A 26,019-nucleotide genomic window follows, 5' to 3' on the forward strand; every position below is an offset into this window, starting at 1 on the left:
ACTATAGGCGATCAGTAATTACGGTTCTAACAATATCAACAGCTACAGTATTGTATTTATCATTAGGAATGATAATATCTGCATAACTTTTTGTAGGTTCGATAAATTGTTGATGCATTGGTTTTAGCGTGTCTTGATACCTGCTTAAAACTTCATCAACATCTCTTCCTCTTTCTTTAATATCTCGACGAACACGTCTTATTAAGCGTTCATCAGCATCAGCATGTACAAATATTTTTATGTCGCAAAGATTTCTTACCGCTTCGCTATTAAAAATTAAAATACCTTCAATAATAATCACTTTTTTAGGAAGTGTTTTTACAGTGCTATTAATTCTATTGTGTTTTTCAAAAGAATAAATAGGTTGTTGAATAGTTTTATTATTTTTTAAATCACTTAAATGTTTTGTCAGTAATTCAAAATCGATAGATTTTGGATGATCAAAATTTATTTTTGAGCGTTCTTCGTGATTTAAATTATCTGTTTGGCTGTAGTAAGAATCTTGTGATAGTATACAAACTTCGTTTTGAGGAAGCTCATTTATTATTTGGTTTACAACGGTTGTTTTTCCGCTACCAGTTCCGCCAGCGATGCCGATTACAAATATATTTTTCATAGATTTTTCTTAAGGTATAATAATGACAACAAATTTAGGGAAATAACTGCATAAAAAAAGTGCTAACTTTACAGTTAGCACTTTTTATTTTGAGCCGATGGAGGGACTCGAACCCACGACCTGCTGATTACAAATCAGCTGCTCTAGCCAGCTGAGCTACATCGGCTTGTTGCTCCTAAGAGCGCTGCAAATATATAACCTTTTTAAGGATTGACAAAATTTTTTTTAGATTTTTTTGAACTTTTTTTGAGGTGTTTTTTTGAAGTGTTTTTAACTTATTGATTTACATATTTATACGGTATTTTGTGGATTTAAAAAAAATAATCAGATTATTAAAAAAACAAATAATATAAGATGAAAATTGGCTTTTACTCTTCTTTTTTTAATTGATATTGTCTTTGAATTTTTCAAAAACTTGAAAAATTTTGTAAATTTTATCTGAAAAAAGTTTTATGACAGGTTAAATAAATCGAATTAGTGAAGTTTAATTCAAAATATTTAGCATGTTTAAATTTTATCTGAAAAAAAAAGTATAGAAAAATAGAAAATGGGCATTGGTGTCACCCTAAATTTATTTCAGGTTTAGATCCTGATTTTTTATAGTTCTCTTGTTTGTGGTATGCTTCAACAAATCAAGTATGGATTATTGAGATTTATCTGTTTTGAAATAAATTTCATGGATGATTTTTGTCAATTCAAGTAATTTGAAGAGGAAAAATTACTCGAGTTTTAAATAAGCTCTTAAATTTCTGAGCTTTATTAAAACTGTTTTTAACAAAAAAAAGCCCTAGTTAAAACTAGAACTTTTATCGAGAATATAAATTATTAAGAATAATAATTAAAAAAAATCATTCCATCGTTATTGTAAACGAGCAAATACATGATTTATTGTTGTAATAAATTATGCAGTTAAAGGTTTTCCTTTTAATCGTTTTTCAATTCTTTGTTTTACCACAGTTAATCGCTTCATAGCATCCATTAGAGCACTATCTTTCGTTTCTTTATATACTTCGTTAATTTCTAGTATTAAAGACTTCACCTCTCTTGAAGCTAATATTCTATCACTAGTAGTAATAAACTTGAATTTTCTGTGTTCAAATTCGTCTGCTTTACTAATTAATTCTGAGTTCATAAAATACTTACTTATTTTAATTAAATTATCTTTTAGATCTTAGCCTGGTTATTGATTTTGTTGTTAAACAAAAATGGTTAAAAAACTAAAATAGGCGACAAATATATATTAATCTTTTTGTTTACCTATAATAAAACAATCAAATTGTTTTATTTATCTATAAAATTTCTTTATATAGTTCATTAAAGGCTAACTTTTTCTCTTTTATCAATTTAAGATCTAGTTTTCTTAAGTGAAATATAATAAAAATTTATGAAATTCCCAAATCTATTAATAGAACTTTAACGTTTTCAGTGAATTGCCTGTTAAGAATCTTTTATGACTCTTGTAAATAGCCAAGAATAAAGTATTTTTGACCTACCGTTAAAAATATTCTTTTTTGATGAATATTTTAAGCGTTAATTACATATTAAATGGCTTGTTTCAGCTTAAAAATTAAAAAATAAATGCAAAAAATTTTATTAGTTATTTTCATAATTACACTTCAGTCATGCAATAGTAAACAGAAAAGAAAACTTCTTGGAAATTCTACTTTTCAAAAAGAAATGAATTCAGAATTTAAAGATGCATCAAAATCGCCTTTAACAAAAAGCGGGTTGCGAAAATTTAAAGAGTTAGATTTTTTCAAAATTGATACAACCTATAAAGTAACCGCAAAAATTGTTAAAACACCCGACGCTCCAAATTTTCATTTTCCAACCACAAAAGGGACTGTTGTTGTTTATAAAAAATATGGAAATATTTTATTTAAAATTGCTGATAAAAATTTTAAACTCGCTATCTATAAAGATACAAAACCAAGTAAAAAATATGAAAATAATTTGTTTTTACCTTTTTTAGATAAAACCAATGGCAAAACAAGTTATCAAGGCGGTCGTTTTATTGACATTTTAACCACCGATGAAACTCAAAATGGTACAATTTTAATTGATTTTAACCAAGCTTACAATCCGTATTGTGCGTATAGTAATCGGTATTCTTGCCCAATTACACCGAGAGATAATTATTTAGATATTGAAATAAAGGCAGGGGTAAAGGCGTATAAAAAGTAAAAAATCACTCGAACTTAGCGTTTTTATGATTTTTACTTTTTGGCGATTTTTTTTAATTGTTTTTGATAGCAATACTACTCGAAATTTCTTTGTGTATTTTCCAAGCCCAAGCGATACATAAAAATTGAAAAGGCAATCGAATTAACGCTGCGGTATGTGAACCGATGGCAGGAGTTGCAGAAAACACATCCCAAATATGAACGGGTAAAAATAAAAGCATCAAATAAAATATTCCTAAAGCGCCAAGTTTAGCATATTTAGTATTCAGAAATAATAATATTCCTAAGCCGATTTCTAAAATTCCTGACAGATAAATAATCATGATCGGAAAGGGTAAAAATGTAGGAACAAAAGGTAAGTAAAAAGTCGGTTTAATAAAATGTTGTACTCCGCCAAACATCATAAATACGGCAAGTATTATTTTTAATACATTCCAAAATCGGTTTTTTTTTGTCATTATAAGATATATTTTATAGCGCAAGGTACAAAAAAGAATGATTATTCATTTTTTTATTTATATTTTTGGAATTTGCTTGGTTTTTTATAAATTTAGGTAAGAATATCGCTCTTAAATAGTTTATTTTTAAAAGCTGTTTTTAAATTGAAAAAAATCAATAAAACACATTAATGAAAAATCATAAAAATTACGAAAATCTACAAGACACCCTTTCTTTTTTTAATATTGATTGTCATAACTCGTATTATATATCGTCAGGAAAATCAATTTTTAAATTTCCTGAAAACCCATTTCGCATGGATTATTACGCCTTTTGCATTTGCACAGATGGCGAAATTGATTTAGAAATTAATGCTATTAATTATAAAATAAGCAAGGGGAGTATTTTTTGTTCTGCGCCTTCTACGATTGTTCATTTTTTAAATGCAAGCACTAATTTTAAAATTCAAATTGTGTTTTTTGAAAAGAATTTTTTACTAACCAATATTTCCGATCCATTTATTATCGAAAAAATGGCGTTATTTCAACAAAATTCCTATTCTGTTGTAAATACATCTGAACAAAACACGCGAGTTTTATTAAATATTATCAATAATTTAAAAGAAAAAGAACAGCGTAACGGGAATTTTACCAAAGAGCTTATTCAAACCTTAATTTTTAATCTTTTACTAGAAATTGCCGAAATTATTCATCATACTACATCAAATATAATTGCAAACAAAGACGTTAAAATAAATACCTATTTACGGTTTAATAAATTAGTGCAAGAGCATATTTTACAAGAAAAATCGGTTGTTTTTTATGCTAGTGAACTGTGTATTTCTAATAAATATTTAATTGAAATTACCAAGAAAATAGCAGGAAAAACGCCACATCAAATTATCGAAGAAGCCTTGCTGAAAGAGGCATTAGTATTGTTAGGAAACCCTGTTTTAGCAATTTCTGAAATAGCCTATCAGCTTCAATTTAATTCGATTTCGGCTTTCGGGCGATTTTTTAAACGACAAACCGCTATTTCTGCTTCGGAATATCGAAAAACTAAAAAATAAACCCTTCATATTTGTTCTAAAAACACTTTTACACCTTCGATTTTTTATTTTTTTACTATCTTTTTTTTGAAGCAATTTCCCGCTTTCCGCACTCGCTCTTTTTTGAAAAAAATCAAAAAAGGAGCTCAAACAAAGCGTCAATCGGGGCTAGGCATTGTGCTATTTTATAAAATATTTTACTTCGATATAAAAATAGCGACATAAACTAAAGAGAACAACTTCTTTTTCATACCATACTAAAACACAGTACAAAAAATCAACTTATAATTTAAGGACACTTTTGCTGAATTTAGGGACACAAGTTAATTTAAGGATAGTGGTAACTTTGGATAACAAAGAATTAAACAGTCAATTAAATACGATCTGAAATGAAAAAAGATAGCTCAAAATTCGATAAAGTATTAAGCGTTTCTCCTTTTTTAGGAAATGTAAATCACGCTCCTGATGCTAGTAAAGATATAGTTCATCATTCAAAAGATATTCCGATGCCTTTTGCCGATTTAACAGGAAATTATCAGCGAAATAAAGGGATTCCTTCAAAATCATTTAAAGACAGTAAAGTTTATATTGTAGGAAGTGGAATTGCAGGTTTATCGGCGGCTTATTATTTTATTAGAGACGGACATTTTTCGGCAGAAAACATTGTTTTTTTAGATAAACTATCGGTAGAAGGCGGTTCGCTTGACGGCGCAGGAAATGCCGATGACGGTTATATTATTAGAGGAGGGCGAGAAATGGAAATGACCTATGAAAATTTATGGGATATTTTTCAAGATATTCCAGCCGTTGAAATGCCTGCTCCTTATAGCGTTTTAGACGAATATCGTTTGTTAAACGACAACGACCCAAATTATTCAAAATCTCGATTAATTCATAATAAAGGAGAAGTTCAAGATTTTAGCAAATTCGGTTTAGATAAAAAAGACCAATTAGCCATTGTAAAATTATTATTGAAAAACAAAGAAGATTTAAACGATTTATCGATTGAAGATTATTTTAGTGAGTCGTTTTTGCAGAGTAATTTTTGGTTTTTATGGCGTACGATGTTTGCCTTTCAAAACTGGCATAGTTTATTAGAATGTAAATTATACATGCACCGATTTTTACATACTCTTGATGGAATGAAAGATTTATCCTGCTTGGTTTTTCCGAAATACAATCAGTATGATACCTTTGTAAAACCTTTAACAGAGCATTTAAAATCGAAAGGCGTAAGCATTCAGTTTGATACTTTAGTAAAAGATTTAGACATCAGAATTAATACAGAAGGCAAACTTGTACAAGGAATTATCACCGAACAAAACGGAAAAGAGGTTGTAATTCCTATAACAAAAGATGATTATGTAATTGTAACCACAGGTTCTATGACTGAAGATACATCGTATGGAAATAACACAAAACCAGCGATTGAAACTATTGATAATACCCAAAGTGGAAAAAGTGACGGTTGGAAATTATGGCAAAATTTAGCCTCAAAATCACCTGATTTCGGAAATCCTGAAAAATTTTGCAAAAATATTGAAAAATCGGCTTGGCAATCGGCAACTTTAACCTGCCGCCCTTCCGATTTGACCGAAAAATTCAAAGAATATTGTGTAAACGACCCATATTCAGGAAAAACTGCCACGGGAGGAATTGTAACCATTACCGATTCTAATTGGTTGATGAGTTTTACCATCAATCGCCAACCGCATTACCCAACCCAGCCCGATGATATTTTAGTGGTTTGGCTGTACGCTTTATATATTGATAAACAAGGAAATCATATTAAAAAACCGATGCCTAGCTGTACAGGAAATGAAATTTTATCAGAATTATGTTTTCATTTAGGATTAGAAAATCAACTTGAAAGCGTGATCGAAAACACCATTGTTCGCACTGCTTTTATGCCATATATTACATCGATGTTTTTACCTAGAGCTACTGGAGATAGACCTCAAATTGTACCTAACGGATGTAAAAATTTAGGGCTTGTCGGGCAATTTGTAGAAACGAATAATGATGTTGTTTTTACCGTAGAATCATCCGTAAGAACGGCAAGAACAGCGGTCTATAAATTGATAAATTCAAACAAACAAGTACCTGATATTGCTTCAACTCAATACGATATTCGTCAAATATTAAAAGCCACCAAAGCTTTAAATGATAACAAACCTTTTCCGGGAGAACGTATTTTAAAACGTGTACTAAAAGACACCTATTTTGAACATATTTTACCTGTTGATATTCAAGAAGAAGCAGAAGAGCATCATGAATCTTTTATTGCGGAACAATTTGAAAAATTGCAACATTGGGCAAAAAGTATTTAATTAATTTTTAGCGCCTGTTTTAAGTTTCATCTTTTGATAATCCTTGTCAATTCGAGTGATTTTAAAGCTTGACGCTAGTACTGTATAAAAAAATGTTTGAATATTTTATGGTTGTCGGCAGTCGGCACAAGCAAGATGCTTGCGCTAGCAGTTTTTATAAATTGCTAGTAATTTACTAGAAAAAATAGACCTCACAGGTTTTTAAAACCTGTGAGGTCTGGAATTAAAATAGTATCGAGAATTTGATTGTTTTCTTTTGATACTAAAAAAGTTCTCGATACATTTTTTTGAAGGAAAAAAACACTCGAACTGACAGTTATTTTTGATGATTCTTGTCAATTCGAGTGATTTTAATGACTAAAAGGAATTAAAATAGTATCGAGAATTTGAATTGTTTTCTTTAGATATTTAAAAAGTTCTCGATACATTTTTTTGAAGGAAAAAAACACTCGAACTGACAGTTGTTTTTGATGATTCTTGTCAATTCGAGTGATTTTAATGACTAAAAGGAATTAAAATAGTATCGAGAATTTGAACAGGTTTATTCAATTTTAGTTAAAAAATAAAGTTTAATATACTAAATGCCTAGCCCCGATTGACGCTTTGTTTGAGCTCTTTTTTTGATTTTTCTTCAAAAAAAAGCGAGTGCGGAAAGCGGGAAATTGCTTCAAATAATTTTTGTTTTTTTACAAGATTACTTTTAAACTAAAAACCCATCACATTTTTGAAATTGCGATGGGTTTTTAAAAATTATTAAAACGTATTTTTTATTTTGATGGTGGATTTAAGCCGTTTTCTACATCTTTTTTAATCGCTTTTTTTAAAGATCTTAAAGCTGTTTTTCTAACCTTTAATTTGGTTTGATGATGTGCTTTTAGGTTTAATTTAGCAAACATTTCTGCAATTTTAATCGCTGTTGGCAACACCTGATTTTCAGGAACTATTTTGTCTAGAAACCCTGCGGTAACAGCATCTTTGGGACTGTACATTTCAGCATTATTTACACTGCGATTTACATAATTAGGCGTTAAGCGACCTTTGGCAATTTGAACCCCTGCATTGTGCATAGTCATGCCTATTAATACTTCGTTAAATCCTATTTTAAAATTTCCTTCAGCGCCTAATCGGTAATCGGCAGAAAGTAGTAAAAATGCACCTTTTGCAATAGCATGCCCAGTACAGGCGGTAATAATTGGCGTAGGAAACGATAGCATTCTATGTGATAATTTTGAGCCTTTTGTAACCAGTTTTAAAGCTGATTCGGGCGAGGTAGTCATGCTTTTTAAATCGTATCCTGCCGAAAAAACACCTGGTTGTCCTGTTAAAATAACTACTTTTTTTTGGGTTTCGGCTTTATCTAGTAATTGGTTTAATGAATCGATTACTTCGTGCGATATGGCGTTTACTTTACCATTATTAAGGGTAATAATTACGTAATTTTCTTCGGATGTATAGTCAATCAATGCGCTCATAATAAAATATATTTTTTAGTGAAAATTAAATGAATTTAGTTAAAAATATTCCTGCGAAAACGGCTAAAAAACCCAGGATAAAACTGGCAACGGTATAAAAGGCAAAGGTTGTAAAATCGCCTGCTTTTAAAAAGACATGATTTTCATAAGCAAAGCTCGAAAATGTGGTAAAACCACCACAAAAACCTGTGGCTAATAATAAGGTGTGATTTTGGGTTAATGTGTTATTTTTAGCGGCGAATCCTAAAATAAAACCGATCAGTAAACTTCCTAAAATATTTGCTGTAAAGGTGCCGTACGGAATTCCTGTTTGGGGGTTATTTAAAAATTTTCCGATTAAAAATCGTAAAACACTTCCAAGGCCACCGCCCATAAAAACGAGTAGTAATTGTTTCATAGTATTGCTAAAATAAGAAAACCTCGCCATTTTAGCGAGGTTTTATATTGTAAAAATAGTTTTAAAATATAGCGATAAAATATTATTCTTTTAGAGTAACATCTTGAGCATCTGTCCAATTCCATTTCCCTGCGATAACACCTTTTTCAACGGTAACAATTCCTGGGTTGGCTCTGATGACTGTTTTTAAAGCAGTTTCATCACAAAAACCGAAGGTATATGGCAGGTTAAGTTCTTTTTGAGTAGCCGCTAAATCTTCAATATATGAGGCTGTTAATACATAAATTTCATAACCATTTTCCTTTGCTTTTGCAGCGGCTTTTGATACGGCTGCAATTCCTTGTTTTTCAGTTTTATCAAAATTATACATTAAAACAAGCATTGCTTTGTCTTTTTTTAACATACTTTCTAATAAATCACCATCATCAGTTTCAATCATAAAATCATGAATTGGCGGCACATCATCGCTACCTTCTTGGTATTCCATTCCTTTGGCAATATCTTTTCCTATAGCGTAGGCTCTAAAATCAATAATTGGTAGATGATGCAATACATGATAGGTAATTCCTAATGAAAAGAACAGGGCTATAGCAGTGAATAAAGCGCTTACTTTGATTGAAATAAGCGGTTTTATATATTTTAAACCAATAATTAAAATGATAATAAAAACCATAAAAACCACGTTTTTATAGAAGGTTTCTTTGGGTGTTAATTTTAAGGCATCTCCAAAACAACCGCAATCGGTTACCTTGTTGTACACGTATGAATACCAGGTTAAAAATAAGAACACTAGGTTTAAACTAAAAATACTCCAAACGGTAAATTTAGGTTTGTAACCCACCAATAACATAACACCTAAAACCAATTCAACAACAATTAATAAAATTGAAAAAGGTAGGGTGTAGGGAATTAAAAATTCTAAATTTAAGACGTCTTCGCTAAAATATTCTTGAAATTTATATTGAGAACCAATAGGGTCTACTAATTTTACGAATCCGGAATAGATAAATAAAAGACCGATTAATATTCTTGAAACATGTGTTAAAAGTTTTAATATCATTTTTTAAGGGTTTAAGTTTAACTGTTTGACTCTGAATGATGAATCAATGCAAAAATAGCATAATTAATCATGTCTTGGTAATTTGCGTCAATTCCTTCAGAAACTAAGGTTTTTCCTTTGTTATCTTCAATTTGTTTTACACGAAGTAATTTTTGAAGAATTAAATCGGTTAATGATGAAATTCGCATTTCTCGCCAAGCTTCACCGTAATCATGGTTTTTGTTTTCCATTAATTCTTTGGTGATTTTCAGGTGTTTATCATATAAAATAGTTGCCTGATTGGTGTTTAAATCGGGCTGCTGAACAACGCCTAATTCTAATTGAATAAGTGCCATTATCGAATAATTAATAATACCTATAAATTCTGGTTTTTCACCTTCATCAACTTTTCGTTGGGTATTTTCTTGTAATTGACGAATACGCTGTGCTTTGATAAAAATTTGGTCGGTTAATGAAGGAAGTCTTAAAATTCGCCAAGCGCTTCCGTAATCGCTCATCTTTTTGATAAACAAACTTCTACATTGATCTACTACTACGTCATATTGTTCAGAGGTGTGCTGCATCTTTTTTATTTAAAAGTAATGCTTCAAAAGTAATAAATATTACAGGCTTTTCTTATTTTTACTTTTGAAAATTTTAACGTTAAAAGTTGGAGTTTTATAACGAAGATTTATAATTAATGATGATGACAATTAATTGCAAAGGAAATTTAATAGACTTCACGATTCCTAAAGTAATGGGGATTTTAAATGTAACACCCGATTCTTTTTTTGATGGAGGAAAATACAAGGATGAACAAGCTATTTTGAGTCAAACCGCTAAAATGCTAGCCGATGGCGCTACTTTTATTGATGTTGGTGCGTATTCATCAAAGCCAGGGGCAAAGCAGGTATCCGAAATAGAAGAACTAGCTCGAATTATTCCTGTAATAAAATTATTAGTGCGTACTTTTCCTGAAATAATTATTTCTGTAGATACCTTTAGAAGTGAGGTTGCAAAACAGTCTGTGCAAGCAGGGGCGGCACTTATAAATGATATTTCTGGCGGTGTTTTAGATGCCAAAATGTTTGAAACTGTAGCAAAATTACAAGTGCCTTATATTATGATGCACATGCAAGGAACGCCTCAAAATATGCAATTAAACCCTGTTTATACTGATATTGTAAAAGAAGTAATCTTGTTTTTTGCAACACAATTAGCAAAACTTCGCGCTTTAAAAGTAAACGATGTTATTATTGATGTCGGCTTTGGTTTTGGAAAAACAACCGCACATAATTATGAATTATTACAAAAATTATCGCTATTTGAAAGTTTAGAAGTGCCTATTTTAACAGGTATTTCTAGAAAATCGATGTTGTATAAATTATTAGATATTTTACCTGCCGATGCTTTAAATGCGACAACGGTAGCAAATACCATTGCTTTGTTAAACGGAACTAATATTTTAAGAGTTCATGATGTAAAACAAGCAGTAGAAGCAGTAAAAATTGTAAAGCAAGTGCAGTAGTTACGTGTTTTAAAAGGAGTACATTTACTAAAAACACTATAATTAATGAATTTAGATTTTATTGATTTTTCGTTTCTTGACCTGCTCGATATTATTTTAGTAGCGGTGTTACTATATTATATTTACAAGTTATTAAAAGGAACGGTTGCTGTAAATATCGTTATCGGTATTACTTTAATTTTTGTGATTTGGCAAATAACGCAAGCGCTTCACATGGAAATGTTGAGCGGTATTTTGGGCTATTTATTATCGGGAGGAGTCATTGCTTTAATTATTGTTTTTCAGCAAGAGATTAGAAAATTTTTATTGATGATAGGAACGACTAATTTTTCGACTAAAAGAGGTTTTTTAAATCAACTGACATTTTTAAAGGCCGAAATTAATTCAGAAACGGATATTAAAACAATTTTAAATGCGTGTATTAGTATGGCAAAAACTAAAACAGGCGCTTTAATTGTTATCGAAAAAACAAATAATCTTGATTTTATCGTAAATACAGGCGATCAAATGAATGCGCTAGTAAACGAGGCTATTTTAGAAAGTATTTTTTATAAAAATAGTCCGCTGCATGATGGGGCTACCGTAATTAGAGATAATTTTATTGTAGCAACTCGGGTGGTTTTACCTATTTCGGCAAGCACTAAATTACCCGCTCGTTTTGGTTTGCGTCATAGAGCAGCAATTGGTGTAACTGAAAAAACAGATGCTATTTGTTTGTTAGTATCGGAAGAAACTGGCGAAATATCGTATATAAATAACGGTGAATTTGTATTGTATAAAACATTAGAAAATTTACTAATAAAGCTTCAAAATGATTTAACTACTTAAAAATATAACACAAAAAAAGCTCGCAAATTGCGAGCTTTTAATTTGTACGAAAATTTAAAATTATTTAGCAGGAGCCATTTTAGCCATAATAGCGTTCATAACACCGTTATATTTTTTAACACCTTCAGCATCTAAAGAAGAAACAATTTCTTTTCCTTTAGCAGCTAATTCAACACCTTTTTTAGCTAATGAAGCATTCTTTAAAACATCACCTTTAGCAGCGATATAATCGTTTGCGTAAGAAGCATAGTTATTTAAGTGTTCAGCAACTTTAGGATCTTTAAATGCAGGAATTGAAACTCCAGCAAGTTTAGAGGTTACAGCTTCGGTAGCAGCATTAACAGCCTTTGTTGCAGCATCAGTAGTAGCATCAACAGCTTTTGTTGCAGCGTTAGTAGTTGCATGAGCAGCTTTTGTAGCAGCATCTTTTGTTGCATCAGCAGCTTTAGCAGCAGCTTCAACAGTTGCATCTTTAGCTTCAGCAGCTTTTTTACAAGAAGTTGCTAATAAAGAAGCAGCAACAGAGATAGTTAAAATTACTTTTTTCATCGTATTATGATTTTTAGTTTATAGATTGATAGGGCAAATGTATTCTATTGTGCTTTGTAAACAAACTAATTACGAAGTAATTTCAGTTTTAAACTGTTTTTTATATAAATTTTTGTAGTAGCCATCTTTTTTGTTTAGTAACTCGGCATGGCTACCTTTTTCAACAATTTCGCCTTTGTCCATTACAATAATAGTATCTGCCTTTTTTATAGTTGCTAATCTGTGGGCAATGACTATTGATGTTCTGTTTTTGGTGATTTTATCCGTAGCATATTGAATCATTTTTTCGGAATGTGTATCAACAGAAGAAGTTGCTTCATCTAAAATTAAAATACTTGGTTTGCTAACATAAGCTCGTAAAAAAGCAATTAATTGACGTTGTCCTGATGATAGCATTCCGCCACGTTCTTTCACATTATAAGAATAACCATTAGGCAAACTCATAATAAACTCATGAATACCAATTTGTTTTGCCGCTTGTTTTACTTCATCCAAAGAAATATGTTTGCTTTTTAAAGAGATATTATTAAAAATAGTATCAGAAAATAAAAATACATCTTGTAAAACAACGGCAATTTTTTCTCGCAACGCATTAATTTCATACTCTTGAACAGGTATATTATCTAAGTAAATAGTACCGCTATCTATTTCATAAAAACGATTGATTAAATTGATAATAGTTGACTTTCCTGCACCAGTAGCACCAACAATGGCAATGGTTTGTCCTTTTTGAACATCAAAAGAAATACCTTTTAAAATTTCTTCTCCTTTAATATAGCTAAAATGTACATCTTTAAAAGAAATATTTCCTTCTAAAGTATCTGTAGTAATGGTGCCGCTTTTGGTTATTGAACTTTTGGTATCAATAATATCAAAAACACGTTCGCCAGCTACAATTCCCATTTGTAGTTGATTAAATTTATCAGCAATTTGACGTAGTGGTCTAAATAACATTTGTGCCATTTTTATAAAACCAATAATGGCAGCAACAGAAACAGTATTATCTGCAATAACTTGCAATCCGCCGTACCAAACGATTAAACTAATAGCTATTGACGATAATATTTCGGCAATTGGAAAAAAAATAGAGTAGTACCAAACCGTTTTTATATAGGCTTTTTTATGTTTATCATTGATGCCAACAAAGTTTTGATATTCTATTTTCTCACGATTAAAAAGCTGTACAATTTTCATTCCTGTAACTCTTTCTTGCACAAATCCGTTGAGGTTTGCTACTTGATTTCGAACATCCTGAAAAGTAGATTTAATCGCTATTTGAAATATTTTTGTAGCATAAATTAAAATAGGTAAAGTTGCCAATGCAATAAGTGCTAACCTCCAATTAGTGTATAGCATTACAATAATTACAACCACCATTTTTAAAAGATCGCTAATAATCATAAAAACCCCTTGCGAAAAGAAATTCGCAATAGTTTCAATATCTGACACTACACGAGTTACTAATTTACCAACCGATGAATTATCAAAATAACTCATTTTAAAAGATAAAATTTTTCGAAATGTTTTGCTTCTAATATCTCTAATAATATGTTGCCCCACCCAATTGGCGTAGTAAATAAAGCTGAACTGAAATAAAACCTGCACCCATAAAGTAACTAACATCGCTATTGTATAGTACAATAATCGAGTTAAATCTTTATGGGTTACAAAATCATCAATAGCCATCATTAAAATAACGGGGCTGAGTACTGCAAATATTGCTAAAAGTATGGTAGAACTTGCTGCTATAATAAATCGTACACGATACCGTTTTGCAAAACTCATCAGTCTTACAAAAATTTTCATATCGAACGCTTTTCCTGTTTTTTTACTCACTATATATAGGGGTATACTACTTTTGTTAAAAATAATCCTTTTGCGGGAACCGATGTTCCTGCGTTGCTTCTGTTTTTACTAGCGATAATTTTATGAAAATCATCAATTGTTGTTTTGCCTGTACCAATATCAATTAAAGTACCCACAATAGCACGCACCATGTTTCTTAAAAACCGATTTGCGCTAATATGAAACGTCAATTCATTGCCTTTTAACTCCCAGATGGCATTGGTAACATCGCAATTAAAAGTATGCACGTCCGATTTTACCTTCGAAAAACACTCAAAATCTTCATGTTCATATAAAATTGCTGCCGCTTGGTTCATCAAATCAACATCCAATTTCTGATTGTATAATTGCCAAGAAGTATCTAATGAAAACGGGTTTCTGCCAAGCCAAATTTTGTATTCATAACTTCTGCTACTTGCATCAAAACGAGTATGTGCATCATTGTGCACTAATTTACAGTTAAAAATTACAATATCATCAGGTAAAAGTGCATTTAATCGGAAGGCAAATTTATTAGTTAAAACCACATCGGTATCAAAATGCGCAAACATTTGTGAAGCATGCACGCCAGCATCTGTTCTTCCTGCGCCTGTAATGCTTATATTTTCTCTTAAAACAGTGCTAATTGCCTTGTTTATTTTTTCTTGTACCGAAACTGCATCAGGTTGTATTTGCCAACCATGATAATTTTTTCCTTTATACGCTAATTCAATAAAATATCTCAAAAAACTACAAAATTTAAGTGGCTAAATTATGAAATAATAGCTTGAGTTGTTAAGGCTATTCGAATAAATATCTACAGAATTTTTATTTTAGATAATTATTTTTTGAAGCAATTTCCCGCTTTCCACACTCGCTCTTTTTTTGAAGAAAAATCAAAAAAAGGAGCTCAAACAAATGCTTCAATCGGGGCTAGGCATTTGTGCTACTTTCAAAATGTAAGAAAATAGCATAAAATTCACATCACATTGATTAGTTTTGTTCTGATGAAAAAAATACTGCTACTTTCTGACACTCATAGTTATATTGACGATCAAATATTAAAATTTGTAAAACAAGCCGATCAGGTTTGGCATGCCGGCGATATTGGCGATTTAAAAGTTACCGATACCATAAAAGAATACAAACCTTTACAAGCAGTTTACGGTAATATTGATGATAACAATGCCAGAGCAGAATTTCCGTTAGATGATAAATTTACTGTTGAAGGTGTTTCAGTTTGGATTACGCATATAGGTGGTTATCCGAATGCTTATAAACCTAGAGTGAGGGAGGCGTTGCAGAAAAAATCCCCAAAAATATTTATCAGCGGGCATTCGCATATTTTAAAAGTGCAATACGACCAGAAATTTAATTTATTACATTTAAATCCAGGAGCAGCAGGAAAGCATGGTTTTCATAAAGTAAGAACCATGTTAAGGTTTGAGTTAGATAAAGGAGAAATAAAAAACATGGAAGTTATAGAATTAGCTAAGCGCTAAGTTATTGATGAAAAATCAAATGTTTCTTTATGTTTAATTGGTACAATAATCGTTATTTTCGTGCCTTTATTTTTATCCGATTTGATGATAAATGTACCTTTCATCATTTCAATTCTTGCCGATATTTGCTTTAAACCGATGCCGTTATTAATTGCCGAATTAACTATAGAAAAACCAATTCCATCATCATTAATAAATATATTTAGCGCATCATTATCTTGTTTTATAATTATTTGCGCATAGCTAGCTTCACTGTGTTTTAGAATATTATTGATAAGTTCTTGAACAATATTATATATTTTCATTTCAAAATCTTGCTGATATCTATCAATATTTTGAGCAGAAACATCAAACTGTAATTGACAGTTAGAATATTTTTTAGCAACATCTTTTAAAGCATATTCCAAACCGAATTTCAATAAAATAGAAGAAATAAGATTGTGCGATAAATCTCTAACTTTTTCAGAGGCTTCTAAAATAATTCCTTGTGTTTTTTCAATTTCAAGAGGAATACTGCCTTTAAATTGTTTTTTTGAGGCACCTAAGTGCATATTTGCCGATGATAATAAGGCGCTTACATTGTCGTGTAAAATTTCGGCTATTTGTTTTCGTTCAGATTCTTTAGCATCAATAGTAGCGTTTAATATTTTTGTTTGTGTTTCTGATTTTATTTTTTCAATAGCCTGTTGTTCTCGTAAATTATTTTCAGAAAGTTTTAGTTGTAAGTTTTTTTGACGGAGTTTGTAATTATACACAATACCTGCCGATATAATGATAACCAATAAGCTTAAAGCACCAAATAACCAGGTTGTTTTATTGTCTTTCGCTTCTACAAGTTTTCGTTGTTCTGTAACTAAGTTTACTTTTTGTTGTTCTAAAGTTTCTTTGTGTTTTACGGTTATTTCTTGAATAATACTTCGAACTTCTTTCTCTCGTTGATTGTCTTGAATATCGTATGATAATTCTTGATAATCGTAGGCTTTATAATCTTTTAAATTTCGCATAGCCCATGCCAAGTTGTAGTATAATGTAGATTTATGTTTAACCGCTACAGGGCTGTTATTATCTTGTATTAACCCAATAGCTTCTAGGTAGGTGTTCTTAGCTTTTTTGAATTGATTTAAAGACAAATAAATATTAGCTAGGCTATTTAATGATATTGCTTGTTTTACGTTATCATTTCTTTTTTGATGAATTGTAATCGCTTTTATGGCAAAAAATTTTGCTTTTTCGAAAAGAGAATCTTGCTGATAAATCCCCGATAAATTAATATAAGAAAGCGCCTTGTTTTTTAAGTTTTTTTCGCTGACAAAGTCAAGCTTCTGTAGTTTATTATAAAAAAAAATAGCAGAATCTTTACTCGTGTTTGCTTTTTCTTTATTCTTTTTTAATTGAGTGCTGTAATTTTTTTGATAAGCGCTGCCAATTCTTAAATAAATTTCAGCTGAAATAGCTTTTGTAGCTAAAATTTCATTTTCTTGAGAAAAAGAATTGTTGTTTTTCTCAAGAAAATGAAGGGCTATTTTATAATACTCTAATGATTTGTTGTAGTTGTTTGTTTTATCGTATATATCGGCTATTAGCATAGCTGTTAAATAGGTAAATTTGTGGTTTTTATTTTTTTTGCTTTTTTGAAACAGTAAAAAACCACTTTTCAAGGAAGAAATATATGCTCCTTTATTATATTCTTTTAATATTTTTTGATAAACTACTTTTAGAGGACTATCATTTTGAGTACTAAAAGACTGTTCTAAAGGAGCATATTTATTAATGTTTGCAATTAGATTACAAGAAATAAACAGAATTAACCAACTAACTAATAGTTTTGTTTTTAGAATCTTTTGAATATCATTTTTCAAATGAAAATAATTTAAGAGTAATTAGCTCAAAAATACGTCTTTTATATAAGAAAATTATTCATTACCATTTACAATTATAATTCTTGGTTTTCTACCATAAGCTTCCATAGCTTTACGAGAACTGGTAATTCCTTTAATTGCTGAATATTTATGATTTACAAAATCTATTCTTAAAGTGTTTTGATTAGCTGAAAGAGCAATCGTTTCTGAGAAATCTTTTTTAGTCGTATTTCCTTTAGATAAATGAACTTCGTAGGTTGCTATTTCTTGATTATAGGTAAATGTTGTAGCAACATTGTTGTTTACTTTAAAAGAAAGTAAATAAGTACCATCGTTATTTTCGGTAACACTATAAGAATTTAAAAATTCGGTAATGTTTCTTTTAGCAAGGTTACTATTTTGGTCTTCAATAGTTATTTTTTTTCTATTTCCTTTATTAGCATCTAAAAAACCAATAACTAACTGCTCATTTTCTATTAAAAAATCATTACTGTATTTCTTAGTCGTTTTATTGCTTGCTTCCGATAAAATAATTTCATTAGCATTTTCGCTATTTTTAAGACTAGTTACGTCGGTATAATTTGTTGTTTTTAAATCGATAGAATAGGCGCCGTTTGCATCTCTTTTAAGACTGTAAGATTCTAATAATTTTTGTTGTACTGCGCTAGGAACTTCTGTTTGGTTAGAAGTGCAAGCTGTTAAAGCTAAAATTGAAGCTACTAATAATTGGGTTGTCTTAATCATAATTTATTATTTATTTGGTGTTAGTTTATTTTTTTTAGTAATTTTAAAGTTACTCCTTGTTTAGTAATACTTGCTTTATCTCTTAAAAATTCTCTTGATTTTTTTTATAGGGTGTTGGTCGCTGCCTTTAACTCCAAAATTATTATAATGAAAACCTAGCCTTAAACAATACCTGTGAAGGTCTTAAAATAATATTAGATTCCAAGTAACTAAAATTATTAATATTTACAGTTCTATAATTTTCTGTATTAAAAAGATTATTCCATTGAATTTCAAAATCAATGTTTTTCTTTTTCCAAGTATAGCGATAAACTAAATCTGTAAATAAGTTTTTGGTAGCTTCAGAGAATAAATTATTTTTGATAATTTCGGTTTTTAAACTTAAGTATTGATTTTTTTTTGGGTAAATGTTTACATTTAATTTATGAAATTGTTGAGTTATTGTTTGATTTTTTTGTTCTTGGATTTGATTGTTTGAAAATTGAAAAGTAGATGTTAATTCTGTATTTAACCAATCAGTAATATCTATGTCTACCTTTGCGTTGAAACCCCAGTTTTGATTAGAAATATCTGTTGTTTCAGAATTCAAAATTTGCTGAAAATATTGTAAACTATAATTGGTACTCATAGTTATATTTGTGTTTATTGAACTAATATATTTACTCGCTTTAGTAGAAAAATTATGAGATTGTCTTTTATTATCTTGCTCAATAGCTTGAAACTCAATTGCACCATTATTTAGAACCTGTGTATTGTAAAGTAAGTTATTGTTTGTTATTGTATTTGAATAAGTCAAATTTAAAAATAAAGCATTAATAGGGTTTCTATAACCGATAAATGCAGCATAATTAATAGTTTGTTTTTCAGGTAAAGGTGCGTCTATACGTTGTATATTTCTATAATTTAGCAAGATGTAATTATAATATACTTGATTGATAGTCCCAAATTGATTGCTAAAACTGGCTGATGAAGCAATACGCCAAAAATTAGTAATATCATAATTTAAAGAGAAGCGTGGTTCAAAAGTTAATCGATTTAGGTTTTGATTTCGCAGTAAAGGTTTATCTTCTAATTGGTAGTTGTGAAAATTAACTGGCGTTGTCAATTCCATTCTCCATTTATCTTTTTTATATTGTGTTTTTAAATTAAAATACAATTTGGCACGTCTCCAATCTAAATTATTTTCAAAATCTGAGATTTGATTTGTATTTGATGTTAAAATTTCACTTTTTAAATCTTGCTGTTCAAACTGAAAACCAACTTTAGGGCTAAAACTGAATTGTTTCCAACCTTTTGTGAAATCTAAAGAGTTATTAGTATAAAACGTATTAAGTTCAACATTTTGAATAACTTTTTCATAAGCATTACCATTATTTAATAAGTCGTTAAACGGACCTGGGTTAATAGTTAATGATTGTGGTGTTTTATTAAATCCTATATAAGAATTTAATGAAGCAATTTGTTTACCAATTGAGAATAGAGTTTTAAATTTATTTGATAGTTTAAAATATCTATTACTTAAATTTTGATTAATATCATCATTATTTAGTTGAATATTGCCTTGTTGACTATCCCAAAACCCTTGAAATTGTAAGCTGTTTTTAAAAAAAAAATTATTAGTATTCTTTTGAAGTGTTAGGTTGGTTTCTAAAGTATTTGTATAAAGTTGGTTATATTTCTGCTCAAATAAATTAATACTGTCATTTGATGTGAAAAATTGAGTGTTTGTAACTCCATTTTGTTGTTGATAATCATTAATGTAAGATACATTTAATCGCAATTCATAATCGTTTTTTAATTTTTGTAAATAATTACTAGTAATTAGATGAATGTTATTATCTAACCAACGTTTTTCTGAAAAATTAGGTGTTTGAAGTTTTTGAATAGATAACCAATCTTGTTTTTCATTATTACTTTCAAATTGTTCTAATAAATCATCAACAGTCAAAGATTTTAACTGTGAAGCCACATCGTTTCCAGTATTATTAAATTGATAAGAACTTAACATTTGTTTTTTCTTTGAAAACAGCATAGGAGTTATATTGGAGTCCCAAAGTAAAGGAGATAATCCACTACCAATTTCTGCTTGACCTGTAAAAGTGTAATTGCTTTTAAGTTTTATATTTATAGCTGCTTGGTCTGAATAGACCAAGCTGTCCAACATTTTTATAGGTTGATGGTTTTCTAAAACCTGAACTTTAGTTACTTCTTTATAGGGTAAATTTTTGTTTGCTAAATTGTATTTACCTTCTAATAAATCTAAACCTTCAATGTAATATTTATTAATAGGCTTACCCTGATATAATATTTTTCCATTATCTAAAACTTCAATACCAGGCATATTTTTTAAAACATCTGCAATACTTCTATCCTCTTGTTTAGAAAATGAACTTACAGAATAATTTATAGTATCGCCTTTACGAGTAATAGGTAAAGATTTTATAATAACTTCTTTTAACTCGGTTATTTCTTCTTCTAAAACAAAATTTAAAGTTTGAGATTTATTTTCAATAATTTTGGTAACATTTTTAAAACCCATTGACCTGATATTGAGTTGTAATTTTTCTTTGTTTGTATTTATCGAAATAGAAAACTCTCCTTTATTATTAGAAATACTATAGTTTAAAATAGTATCTGTGTTTATTTCTTTTATCGTTATGCTAGTAGCATAAATTGATTTACCTTTTATAGTTTTTAACTTACCATTAATTATGCTTTGAGAAAAACTAAAAATTGAAAAAAGAAAAAATATACCAAAACTTATAAATAACTTCATTAATCAATAATTTCTATTGGGTTGTATGGTATTTTTTTAAAATTTGCACTACCTCTAATAGTTCCTGTGATAAAATTTTCAGGTTTTTCATGAAAATTTCTTTCAGCTTTAAAAAAGTTTTCTTTTGATGTTTTTATTGTATTTTTTTTAATTGTCTTATAAATTTCTTTTTGTTTATTATCTATACCAATAGCTATAAAATGGAAGTTTTTTTTATCATCATATAATTCTAAAATTAGACCAGGTAAATTCCCAAAAACATAAGGACCTAAATTAATAGGTATTTCTTCAGTGTACCAAGCGATCCATTTTCTACCACCATAATTTACTACTGCTTTTTTTACTTTATAATTTAAAATTGTTTTATTATCGTTTACAAGTTTCCAACTTAAATTTGATATCTTTTCTTTATACTCATAATTTTTTTTGTAAATTTTACTTTGAATTGTTAAGGAATTATCTTTTAACTCTTTAAAAATATTTTTTTTAAACCCTATTTTCGCCCTCATAGCGAGTAATTTATTTAATTCAACTGCGCCTAAATTTTTATAGTAGCTAAATTTTTCTTCTATAGAATCTTTTTTTAAAGTATTAAAATCTGTAAATTTTGACCAATTTTGACCAATTTGGAGTACGGTTAAAGAAGACTTTGTTTTTTCTGTTTTTTTAGGGTTTGAAACATATGTATAATTATAATAAATGTTTTGTTTAGTTTGTTCTAATTTTTCTGCATTATATTCGATAGGAGGAAAACTCATATTACCCTTAATTTGAATTTGTCCAATAACGTTGCTCGTAAATAAATAGAAAAATAATATTTTTAAAATTTGTTTCATATCTAAATGATTTTATTAAATGTATGCACAAATTAATTTGTGTACACAAAAAAGTAAGTGATTAACATCTTCCTTGAGAGAAATGCCAAGCATCTTCAAGAACTTCTGTAGTTGTTTGATCATCAATGTATAAGGAGAAACTGTTATCACATTCAACGTTGACTTCAACCCAATGACTACAAATAAATTCTTCTGCTACTGTTTTTTCAACATCAGTAGTACCACTAAATGATGCTAATAAAAATGCTAACCCTAAAAATAAACTTTTCATAATTTTTCTTTTTTATGAAATTTTCTAACTTCAAAAAAGCTGGTTTGGGAAATATTCCCATTTTTGGTATTCATCCAATTTTACTATTTTGTTTACTTTCAATGTTCAAATCTCTATAATTTCATTTTAACTTTATTTGATTGAATTTCTATTATTTTCATAAAGATAATCAGTCGGTTTTAATCGCTGTGGCATAATAAGTGTAAAAAAGCGATGTACTAAAAATACAGTACGGTAAACAAAACAAAATGAAGGGTTTTTTTTATTTTACGCTAGTTATTGCTAACAAGTACATCGCTGATTTTATTTTTTATGATTATAGTGTTGGTTTTTAGCGATGTACTTACTAATAAAGCGATAGATTTACGGGGGACTATTGGCTTTATATTATATTATTTCTAACAGCGTACATCGCTAAACCGACTACATTTTTTACTTTTAATTTTCTATATAAACTCTTACGATATGTTTCAATCGATTTTACACTCACTGATAAATGAACTGCTATTTCAGTAGAGTTTTTTTCTAAAGCTATTTGCTTTAATACTTCAATTTCTCTATCAGTTAACTCTTCTTTATTTAAACGATTTTCTTCAATTTTCGCTTCAGAAACATACAATTCCAATAAGTTAGTTTTAATTGTATCACTAAAATATTGTGCACCATTATGTACATTTTTTATGGCATCTATAATATGTTCACTAGCACAACTTTTATCAATAAACCCATTAGCACCTAATAAAACCATTTGCTGCACTAATTTAGCGTCACTTAAACCAGATAGAATGATTGTTTTAATTTCTATATTACGTTTTTTAAACGCTTTTAAAACTTCAATCCCGTCCATTTCTGGCATATTGATATCTAAAATTAGCACATCGGCATTGTTTTTAGTAGACCAATTTACTACTTGTTTACCAGTTAAAGAATAGCCTTCTATTTCAAAGTTATCCTCTGTATTTAATAAGGCGATGACCCCATCGATTAAGATTTTATGGTCATCAGCTATGTGAACTTTAATCTTTTGATCCATTGTTGTTTCGTTTACAAATTTATAGCATGTATTTAGGGTACACAATACCCAATACCCCTAATTGATCGTTAGGGTTAACCCTAATTGGATTAGGGTTAACCCTAATTTCGTTAACATTTCTTTAACATTTGTTTTGTTAATTACCTGATTCATATAGTTTTAAAAATAAAAAAACCGAAATCAAAGATTCCGGTTTTTTTTCGCACTAAATATACTAATATGTTAGGTTTATCGTAATCTATCTACAGATTTTACAAGATCTTCATCCTTCTTGATGGCTTTATTTGCTAAAACTAACAGCAAAATAACAAGAATTGGAAAAAACATCCCAATACCTTTCTCAGAAACCGCAGCTTCTCCAGATAATGTTTGTGACAGATATATTAATATCCCTAATAAAAAAAAGTTAATCAATATGTTAACACGCCCTAAAACAAATTGTAGCTCACGGTTTTTAAATAAAAACAGCGTTACAGTCGATAATAAAGCGGAAATAAAAAATAATACAGGCGTTGCTTTTTCTAAAAAACTAGCCCCCGAAAATAAATCTATTATATAAACAGGTGTATTTGCTTGGTTGTTAGCCCAAAGACTACAGCAAGTGGTTAAGCCAGCAGAAATTAATACTGCAATTAATAGATATATAGATTGTTTTCTTTGTATCATATTCGTTATTCGGTAGCAAATGTAATATTTATTTTTTTAAAAAGAAATATTACAAGTTAAATTATTTGTATATATTTGTCAGATAAGTACCTGCACACAACAAAATAATTATATAGTTCCTATATAATTGAAACCATATGAAAACTTAAATACAATTAGATCCTTTTTCTTAAAGGGTTGTATAACTTAATTATCTTACCAATGCTCGAGATTTCAGAATTAAAGACTAAAAAATTAATAGATTTACAAGTAATTGCAAAAACGATAGGTTTAACCAAAGTAAGTCAATTAAAAAAATTAGATTTGGTTTATAAAATTTTAGATGCACAAGCAGAAGAAGCTAGTGCTAATCAAGCTAAACCAATAGCTGAAAAACCTAAGCGAAAAAGAATAGAAAAATCCGAAGAAAATACCAAACAGACAGCTAAAGAAATAAAGCAAGAAGTGGAACAAAAAAAACCATCGAAAGTTGCAGAGAACACCGCAGAACAAGCTGTTAAAAAGGTAGAAGAAAAAACGGATCTTGAAACCAAAAACATAAAATTTGGTGTAAAAACAGCTGTTAAAAAGCAAGAAAAAGAAGCAGTTAAAAAAGGAAGCATTTCTGATAAAGATGCCGATAAAACAACAGAAACTGCTAAAAAAGAAGTTCAAGAAACGGTTGAAGTACCTAGTAAATTAGCTGTAAAAAAACAAGTACCAAAACCTGTTTCAAGACCACGACCAAGGGCAGTCGTTGAGGCGGCTAAAAAGCAAGGACCAAAACCAAGAACTCAAGTAGAAGCTAAAAAAACAGTGCCACGACCAAGGGCAGTAGTTGAAGCGGCTAAAAAACCACAACATAAAAATCAGCATCAAAATAAACCAGCACATAAAAGTGGTAATAAATATAGAGATCCTGATTTTGAATTTGATGGAATTATTGAAAGTGAAGGAGTTTTAGAAATGATGCCTGACGGATATGGTTTCTTACGCTCATCAGATTATAGTTATTTATCATCGCCTGATGATATTTATGTATCGCAATCACAAATAAAATTATTTGGTTTAAAAACAGGAGATACTGTTTTAGGAAATGTTCGTCCGCCCAAAGAAGGTGAAAAATACTTCCCATTAATTAGAGTATCAAAAATTAACGGTTTAAACCCGAATATTGTTCGAGATAGAGTTTCGTTTGAACATTTAACGCCTTTATTTTCAGATGAAAAATTCAATTTAGCCGAAAAAGGAAGTTCTTTATCGACTAGAATTATTGATATATTTTCTCCTATCGGAAAAGGGCAGCGTGGTATGATTGTATCACAACCAAAAACAGGTAAAACAATGTTATTAAAGGATGTGGCAAATGCTATTGCTGCAAATCATCCTGAAGTATATCAAATTGTTTTATTAATCGATGAAAGACCTGAAGAGGTTACCGACATGAAACGTAATGTTCGTGGTGAGGTAGTTGCTTCAACCTTTGATGAACCTGCCGATAAACACGTACGTGTAGCAAATATTGTTTTAGAAAAAGCAAAACGTTTAGTAGAATGTGGGCATGACGTAGTAATTCTTTTAGATTCAATTACACGTTTGGCAAGAGCCTATAACACGGTTGCACCAGCTTCAGGTAAAATTTTATCAGGAGGTATTGATGCCAACGCTTTACACAAACCAAAACGTTTCTTTGGAGCGGCTCGTAATATTGAAAACGGAGGATCGTTAACGATTATAGCTACCGCGCTTACCGAAACTGGTTCAAAAATGGATGAGGTTATCTTTGAAGAATTTAAAGGAACAGGAAATATGGAACTACAATTAGATCGTAATATTTCGAACCGTAGAATTTACCCAGCCATTGATTTAATTAAATCAAGTACCCGTCGTGACGATTTATTATTAGACCCAAAAACGGTAAAACGTATGTGGGTGCTGCGTAAATATTTAGCCGATATGAACCCTGTAGAAGCAATGACCTTTATTAATGACAGAATTAGAGTCTCTAAAAATAACGAAGAATTTTTAATTTCGATGAACGGATAATTCACTGATAATTTATCGAAAATTAGTTATAAAATTAAAAATCCCGCAATTCGCG

General features: G+C 29.7%; 24 protein-coding genes and 1 tRNA gene. 7 read left to right on the forward strand and 18 right to left on the reverse strand.

Translation table 11 applies throughout. The features are described 5' to 3' along the window. Position 1: 1 nt before the first annotated feature. From udk to AQ1689_RS01130, 3 genes are all read right to left on the reverse strand, one after another. The gene (udk, locus tag AQ1689_RS01120) at positions 2-607 is read right to left on the reverse strand and encodes a uridine kinase (protein WP_101916193.1); all 606 of its coding nucleotides are present in this window, start codon (positions 605-607) and stop codon (positions 2-4) included. 101 nt (positions 608-708) lie between these two features. Then, a tRNA-Thr gene (locus AQ1689_RS01125) sits at positions 709-782 on the reverse strand. A 735-nt stretch (positions 783-1,517) separates the two neighbouring features. Then, positions 1,518-1,748: a hypothetical protein gene (locus AQ1689_RS01130; protein WP_058884388.1), complete on the reverse strand. Its 231-nt coding sequence runs from the start codon at positions 1,746-1,748 to the stop codon at positions 1,518-1,520. A 446-nt stretch (positions 1,749-2,194) separates the two neighbouring features. Between AQ1689_RS01130 and AQ1689_RS01135 the strand changes: the two genes are divergently transcribed. After that, complete coding sequence (locus AQ1689_RS01135; protein ID WP_101916146.1) at positions 2,195-2,800, forward strand: DUF1684 domain-containing protein; 606 nt, start codon at positions 2,195-2,197, stop codon at positions 2,798-2,800. Positions 2,801-2,852: 52 nt separating this feature from the next. On the opposite strand, the gene AQ1689_RS01140 is transcribed toward AQ1689_RS01135, so the two are convergent. Further along, the gene (locus AQ1689_RS01140; protein WP_101954921.1) at positions 2,853-3,257 is read right to left on the reverse strand and encodes a DoxX family protein; all 405 of its coding nucleotides are present in this window, start codon (positions 3,255-3,257) and stop codon (positions 2,853-2,855) included. Between the two features lie 170 nt (positions 3,258-3,427). Here AQ1689_RS01140 and AQ1689_RS01145 point away from each other — a divergent pair, with 170 nt between their 5' ends. Together AQ1689_RS01145 and AQ1689_RS01150 are read left to right on the forward strand one after the other, a co-directional pair. Beyond that, positions 3,428-4,306, forward strand: coding sequence for a helix-turn-helix domain-containing protein (locus AQ1689_RS01145; RefSeq protein ID WP_101916144.1), 879 nt, complete (start codon positions 3,428-3,430; stop codon positions 4,304-4,306). A 368-nt stretch (positions 4,307-4,674) separates the two neighbouring features. Continuing rightward, positions 4,675-6,615 carry an oleate hydratase gene (locus AQ1689_RS01150; protein ID WP_101954922.1) on the forward strand — a complete coding sequence of 647 codons (1,941 nt, stop codon included), beginning with the start codon at positions 4,675-4,677 and terminating at the stop codon, positions 6,613-6,615. A 767-nt stretch (positions 6,616-7,382) separates the two neighbouring features. On the opposite strand, the gene AQ1689_RS01155 is transcribed toward AQ1689_RS01150, so the two are convergent. From AQ1689_RS01155 to AQ1689_RS01170, 4 genes are all read right to left on the reverse strand, one after another. Beyond that, entirely contained in the window at positions 7,383-8,087 is a 705-nt protein-coding gene (locus tag AQ1689_RS01155) for a crotonase/enoyl-CoA hydratase family protein (RefSeq protein WP_101954923.1), read from the reverse strand. A 25-nt stretch (positions 8,088-8,112) separates the two neighbouring features. Next, entirely contained in the window at positions 8,113-8,484 is a 372-nt protein-coding gene (gene crcB / locus AQ1689_RS01160) for a fluoride efflux transporter CrcB (RefSeq protein WP_058884393.1), read from the reverse strand. Between the two features lie 82 nt (positions 8,485-8,566). Further along, positions 8,567-9,544, reverse strand: coding sequence for a DoxX family protein (locus AQ1689_RS01165; protein ID WP_101954924.1), 978 nt, complete (start codon positions 9,542-9,544; stop codon positions 8,567-8,569). Positions 9,545-9,561: 17 nt separating this feature from the next. Then, positions 9,562-10,107, reverse strand: a complete 546-nt coding sequence (locus AQ1689_RS01170; RefSeq protein WP_058884395.1) for a DUF1599 domain-containing protein — start codon at positions 10,105-10,107, stop codon at positions 9,562-9,564. Between the two features lie 122 nt (positions 10,108-10,229). Here AQ1689_RS01170 and folP point away from each other — a divergent pair, with 122 nt between their 5' ends. After that, a complete protein-coding gene (folP, locus tag AQ1689_RS01175; protein ID WP_101954925.1) occupies positions 10,230-11,051 on the forward strand; it encodes a dihydropteroate synthase in 822 nt (273 codons plus the stop codon). Between the two features lie 45 nt (positions 11,052-11,096). Then, positions 11,097-11,879: a diadenylate cyclase CdaA gene (gene cdaA, locus AQ1689_RS01180; RefSeq protein ID WP_058884397.1), complete on the forward strand. Its 783-nt coding sequence runs from the start codon at positions 11,097-11,099 to the stop codon at positions 11,877-11,879. A 60-nt stretch (positions 11,880-11,939) separates the two neighbouring features. Here cdaA and AQ1689_RS01185 read toward each other — a convergent pair whose 3' ends face one another. The 3 genes from AQ1689_RS01185 to truA form a co-directional block, all read right to left on the reverse strand. After that, complete coding sequence (locus tag AQ1689_RS01185; protein ID WP_101954926.1) at positions 11,940-12,428, reverse strand: hypothetical protein; 489 nt, start codon at positions 12,426-12,428, stop codon at positions 11,940-11,942. Between the two features lie 69 nt (positions 12,429-12,497). Continuing rightward, a complete protein-coding gene (locus tag AQ1689_RS01190) occupies positions 12,498-14,234 on the reverse strand; it encodes an ABC transporter ATP-binding protein (RefSeq protein ID WP_232122559.1) in 1,737 nt (578 codons plus the stop codon). Positions 14,235-14,263: 29 nt separating this feature from the next. Beyond that, a complete protein-coding gene (gene truA / locus AQ1689_RS01195) occupies positions 14,264-14,998 on the reverse strand; it encodes a tRNA pseudouridine(38-40) synthase TruA (protein ID WP_101916138.1) in 735 nt (244 codons plus the stop codon). 261 nt (positions 14,999-15,259) lie between these two features. On the opposite strand from truA, the gene AQ1689_RS01200 reads away from it, so the two are divergent. Then, positions 15,260-15,754, forward strand: a complete 495-nt coding sequence (locus AQ1689_RS01200) for a metallophosphoesterase family protein (RefSeq protein WP_101954928.1) — start codon at positions 15,260-15,262, stop codon at positions 15,752-15,754. Here AQ1689_RS01200 and AQ1689_RS01205 read toward each other — a convergent pair. The 7 genes from AQ1689_RS01205 to AQ1689_RS01235 all read right to left on the reverse strand — a co-directional run bounded on the left by AQ1689_RS01205 (position 15,751) and on the right by AQ1689_RS01235 (position 23,939). After that, positions 15,751-17,613 (reverse strand): tetratricopeptide repeat-containing sensor histidine kinase, encoded by a 1,863-nt coding sequence (locus tag AQ1689_RS01205; protein ID WP_101954929.1) that lies wholly within the window; start codon positions 17,611-17,613, stop codon positions 15,751-15,753. The two genes, AQ1689_RS01200 and AQ1689_RS01205, sit on opposite strands and share 4 nt — an antisense overlap. Before the next feature lie 54 nt (positions 17,614-17,667). Then, on the reverse strand, positions 17,668-18,357 hold the full coding sequence (locus AQ1689_RS01210; RefSeq protein ID WP_101954930.1) for a hypothetical protein: 690 nt from the start codon (positions 18,355-18,357) through the stop codon (positions 17,668-17,670). Between the two features lie 142 nt (positions 18,358-18,499). Continuing rightward, complete coding sequence (locus tag AQ1689_RS01215; RefSeq protein ID WP_101954931.1) at positions 18,500-21,133, reverse strand: TonB-dependent receptor; 2,634 nt, start codon at positions 21,131-21,133, stop codon at positions 18,500-18,502. Beyond that, positions 21,133-21,969 carry a GLPGLI family protein gene (locus tag AQ1689_RS01220; RefSeq protein ID WP_101954932.1) on the reverse strand — a complete coding sequence of 279 codons (837 nt, stop codon included), beginning with the start codon at positions 21,967-21,969 and terminating at the stop codon, positions 21,133-21,135. Before AQ1689_RS01220 ends, AQ1689_RS01215 begins: the two co-directional genes overlap by 1 nt. Positions 21,970-22,030: 61 nt before the next feature. After that, on the reverse strand, positions 22,031-22,240 hold the full coding sequence (locus tag AQ1689_RS01225) for a hypothetical protein (RefSeq protein ID WP_101954933.1): 210 nt from the start codon (positions 22,238-22,240) through the stop codon (positions 22,031-22,033). Positions 22,241-22,622: 382 nt separating this feature from the next. Then, a complete protein-coding gene (locus tag AQ1689_RS01230; protein ID WP_101954934.1) occupies positions 22,623-23,273 on the reverse strand; it encodes a response regulator transcription factor in 651 nt (216 codons plus the stop codon). 228 nt (positions 23,274-23,501) lie between these two features. Further along, positions 23,502-23,939 (reverse strand): DUF4293 domain-containing protein, encoded by a 438-nt coding sequence (locus AQ1689_RS01235; RefSeq protein WP_101954935.1) that lies wholly within the window; start codon positions 23,937-23,939, stop codon positions 23,502-23,504. 201 nt (positions 23,940-24,140) lie between these two features. Here AQ1689_RS01235 and rho point away from each other — a divergent pair, with 201 nt between their 5' ends. Beyond that, on the forward strand, positions 24,141-25,964 hold the full coding sequence (gene rho, locus AQ1689_RS01240) for a transcription termination factor Rho (RefSeq protein WP_101954936.1): 1,824 nt from the start codon (positions 24,141-24,143) through the stop codon (positions 25,962-25,964). Positions 25,965-26,019 lie beyond the last annotated feature (55 nt).

It is taken from the genome of Tenacibaculum finnmarkense (assembly GCF_900239185.1).
GTDB lineage: Bacteria > Bacteroidota > Bacteroidia > Flavobacteriales > Flavobacteriaceae > Polaribacter > Polaribacter finnmarkensis.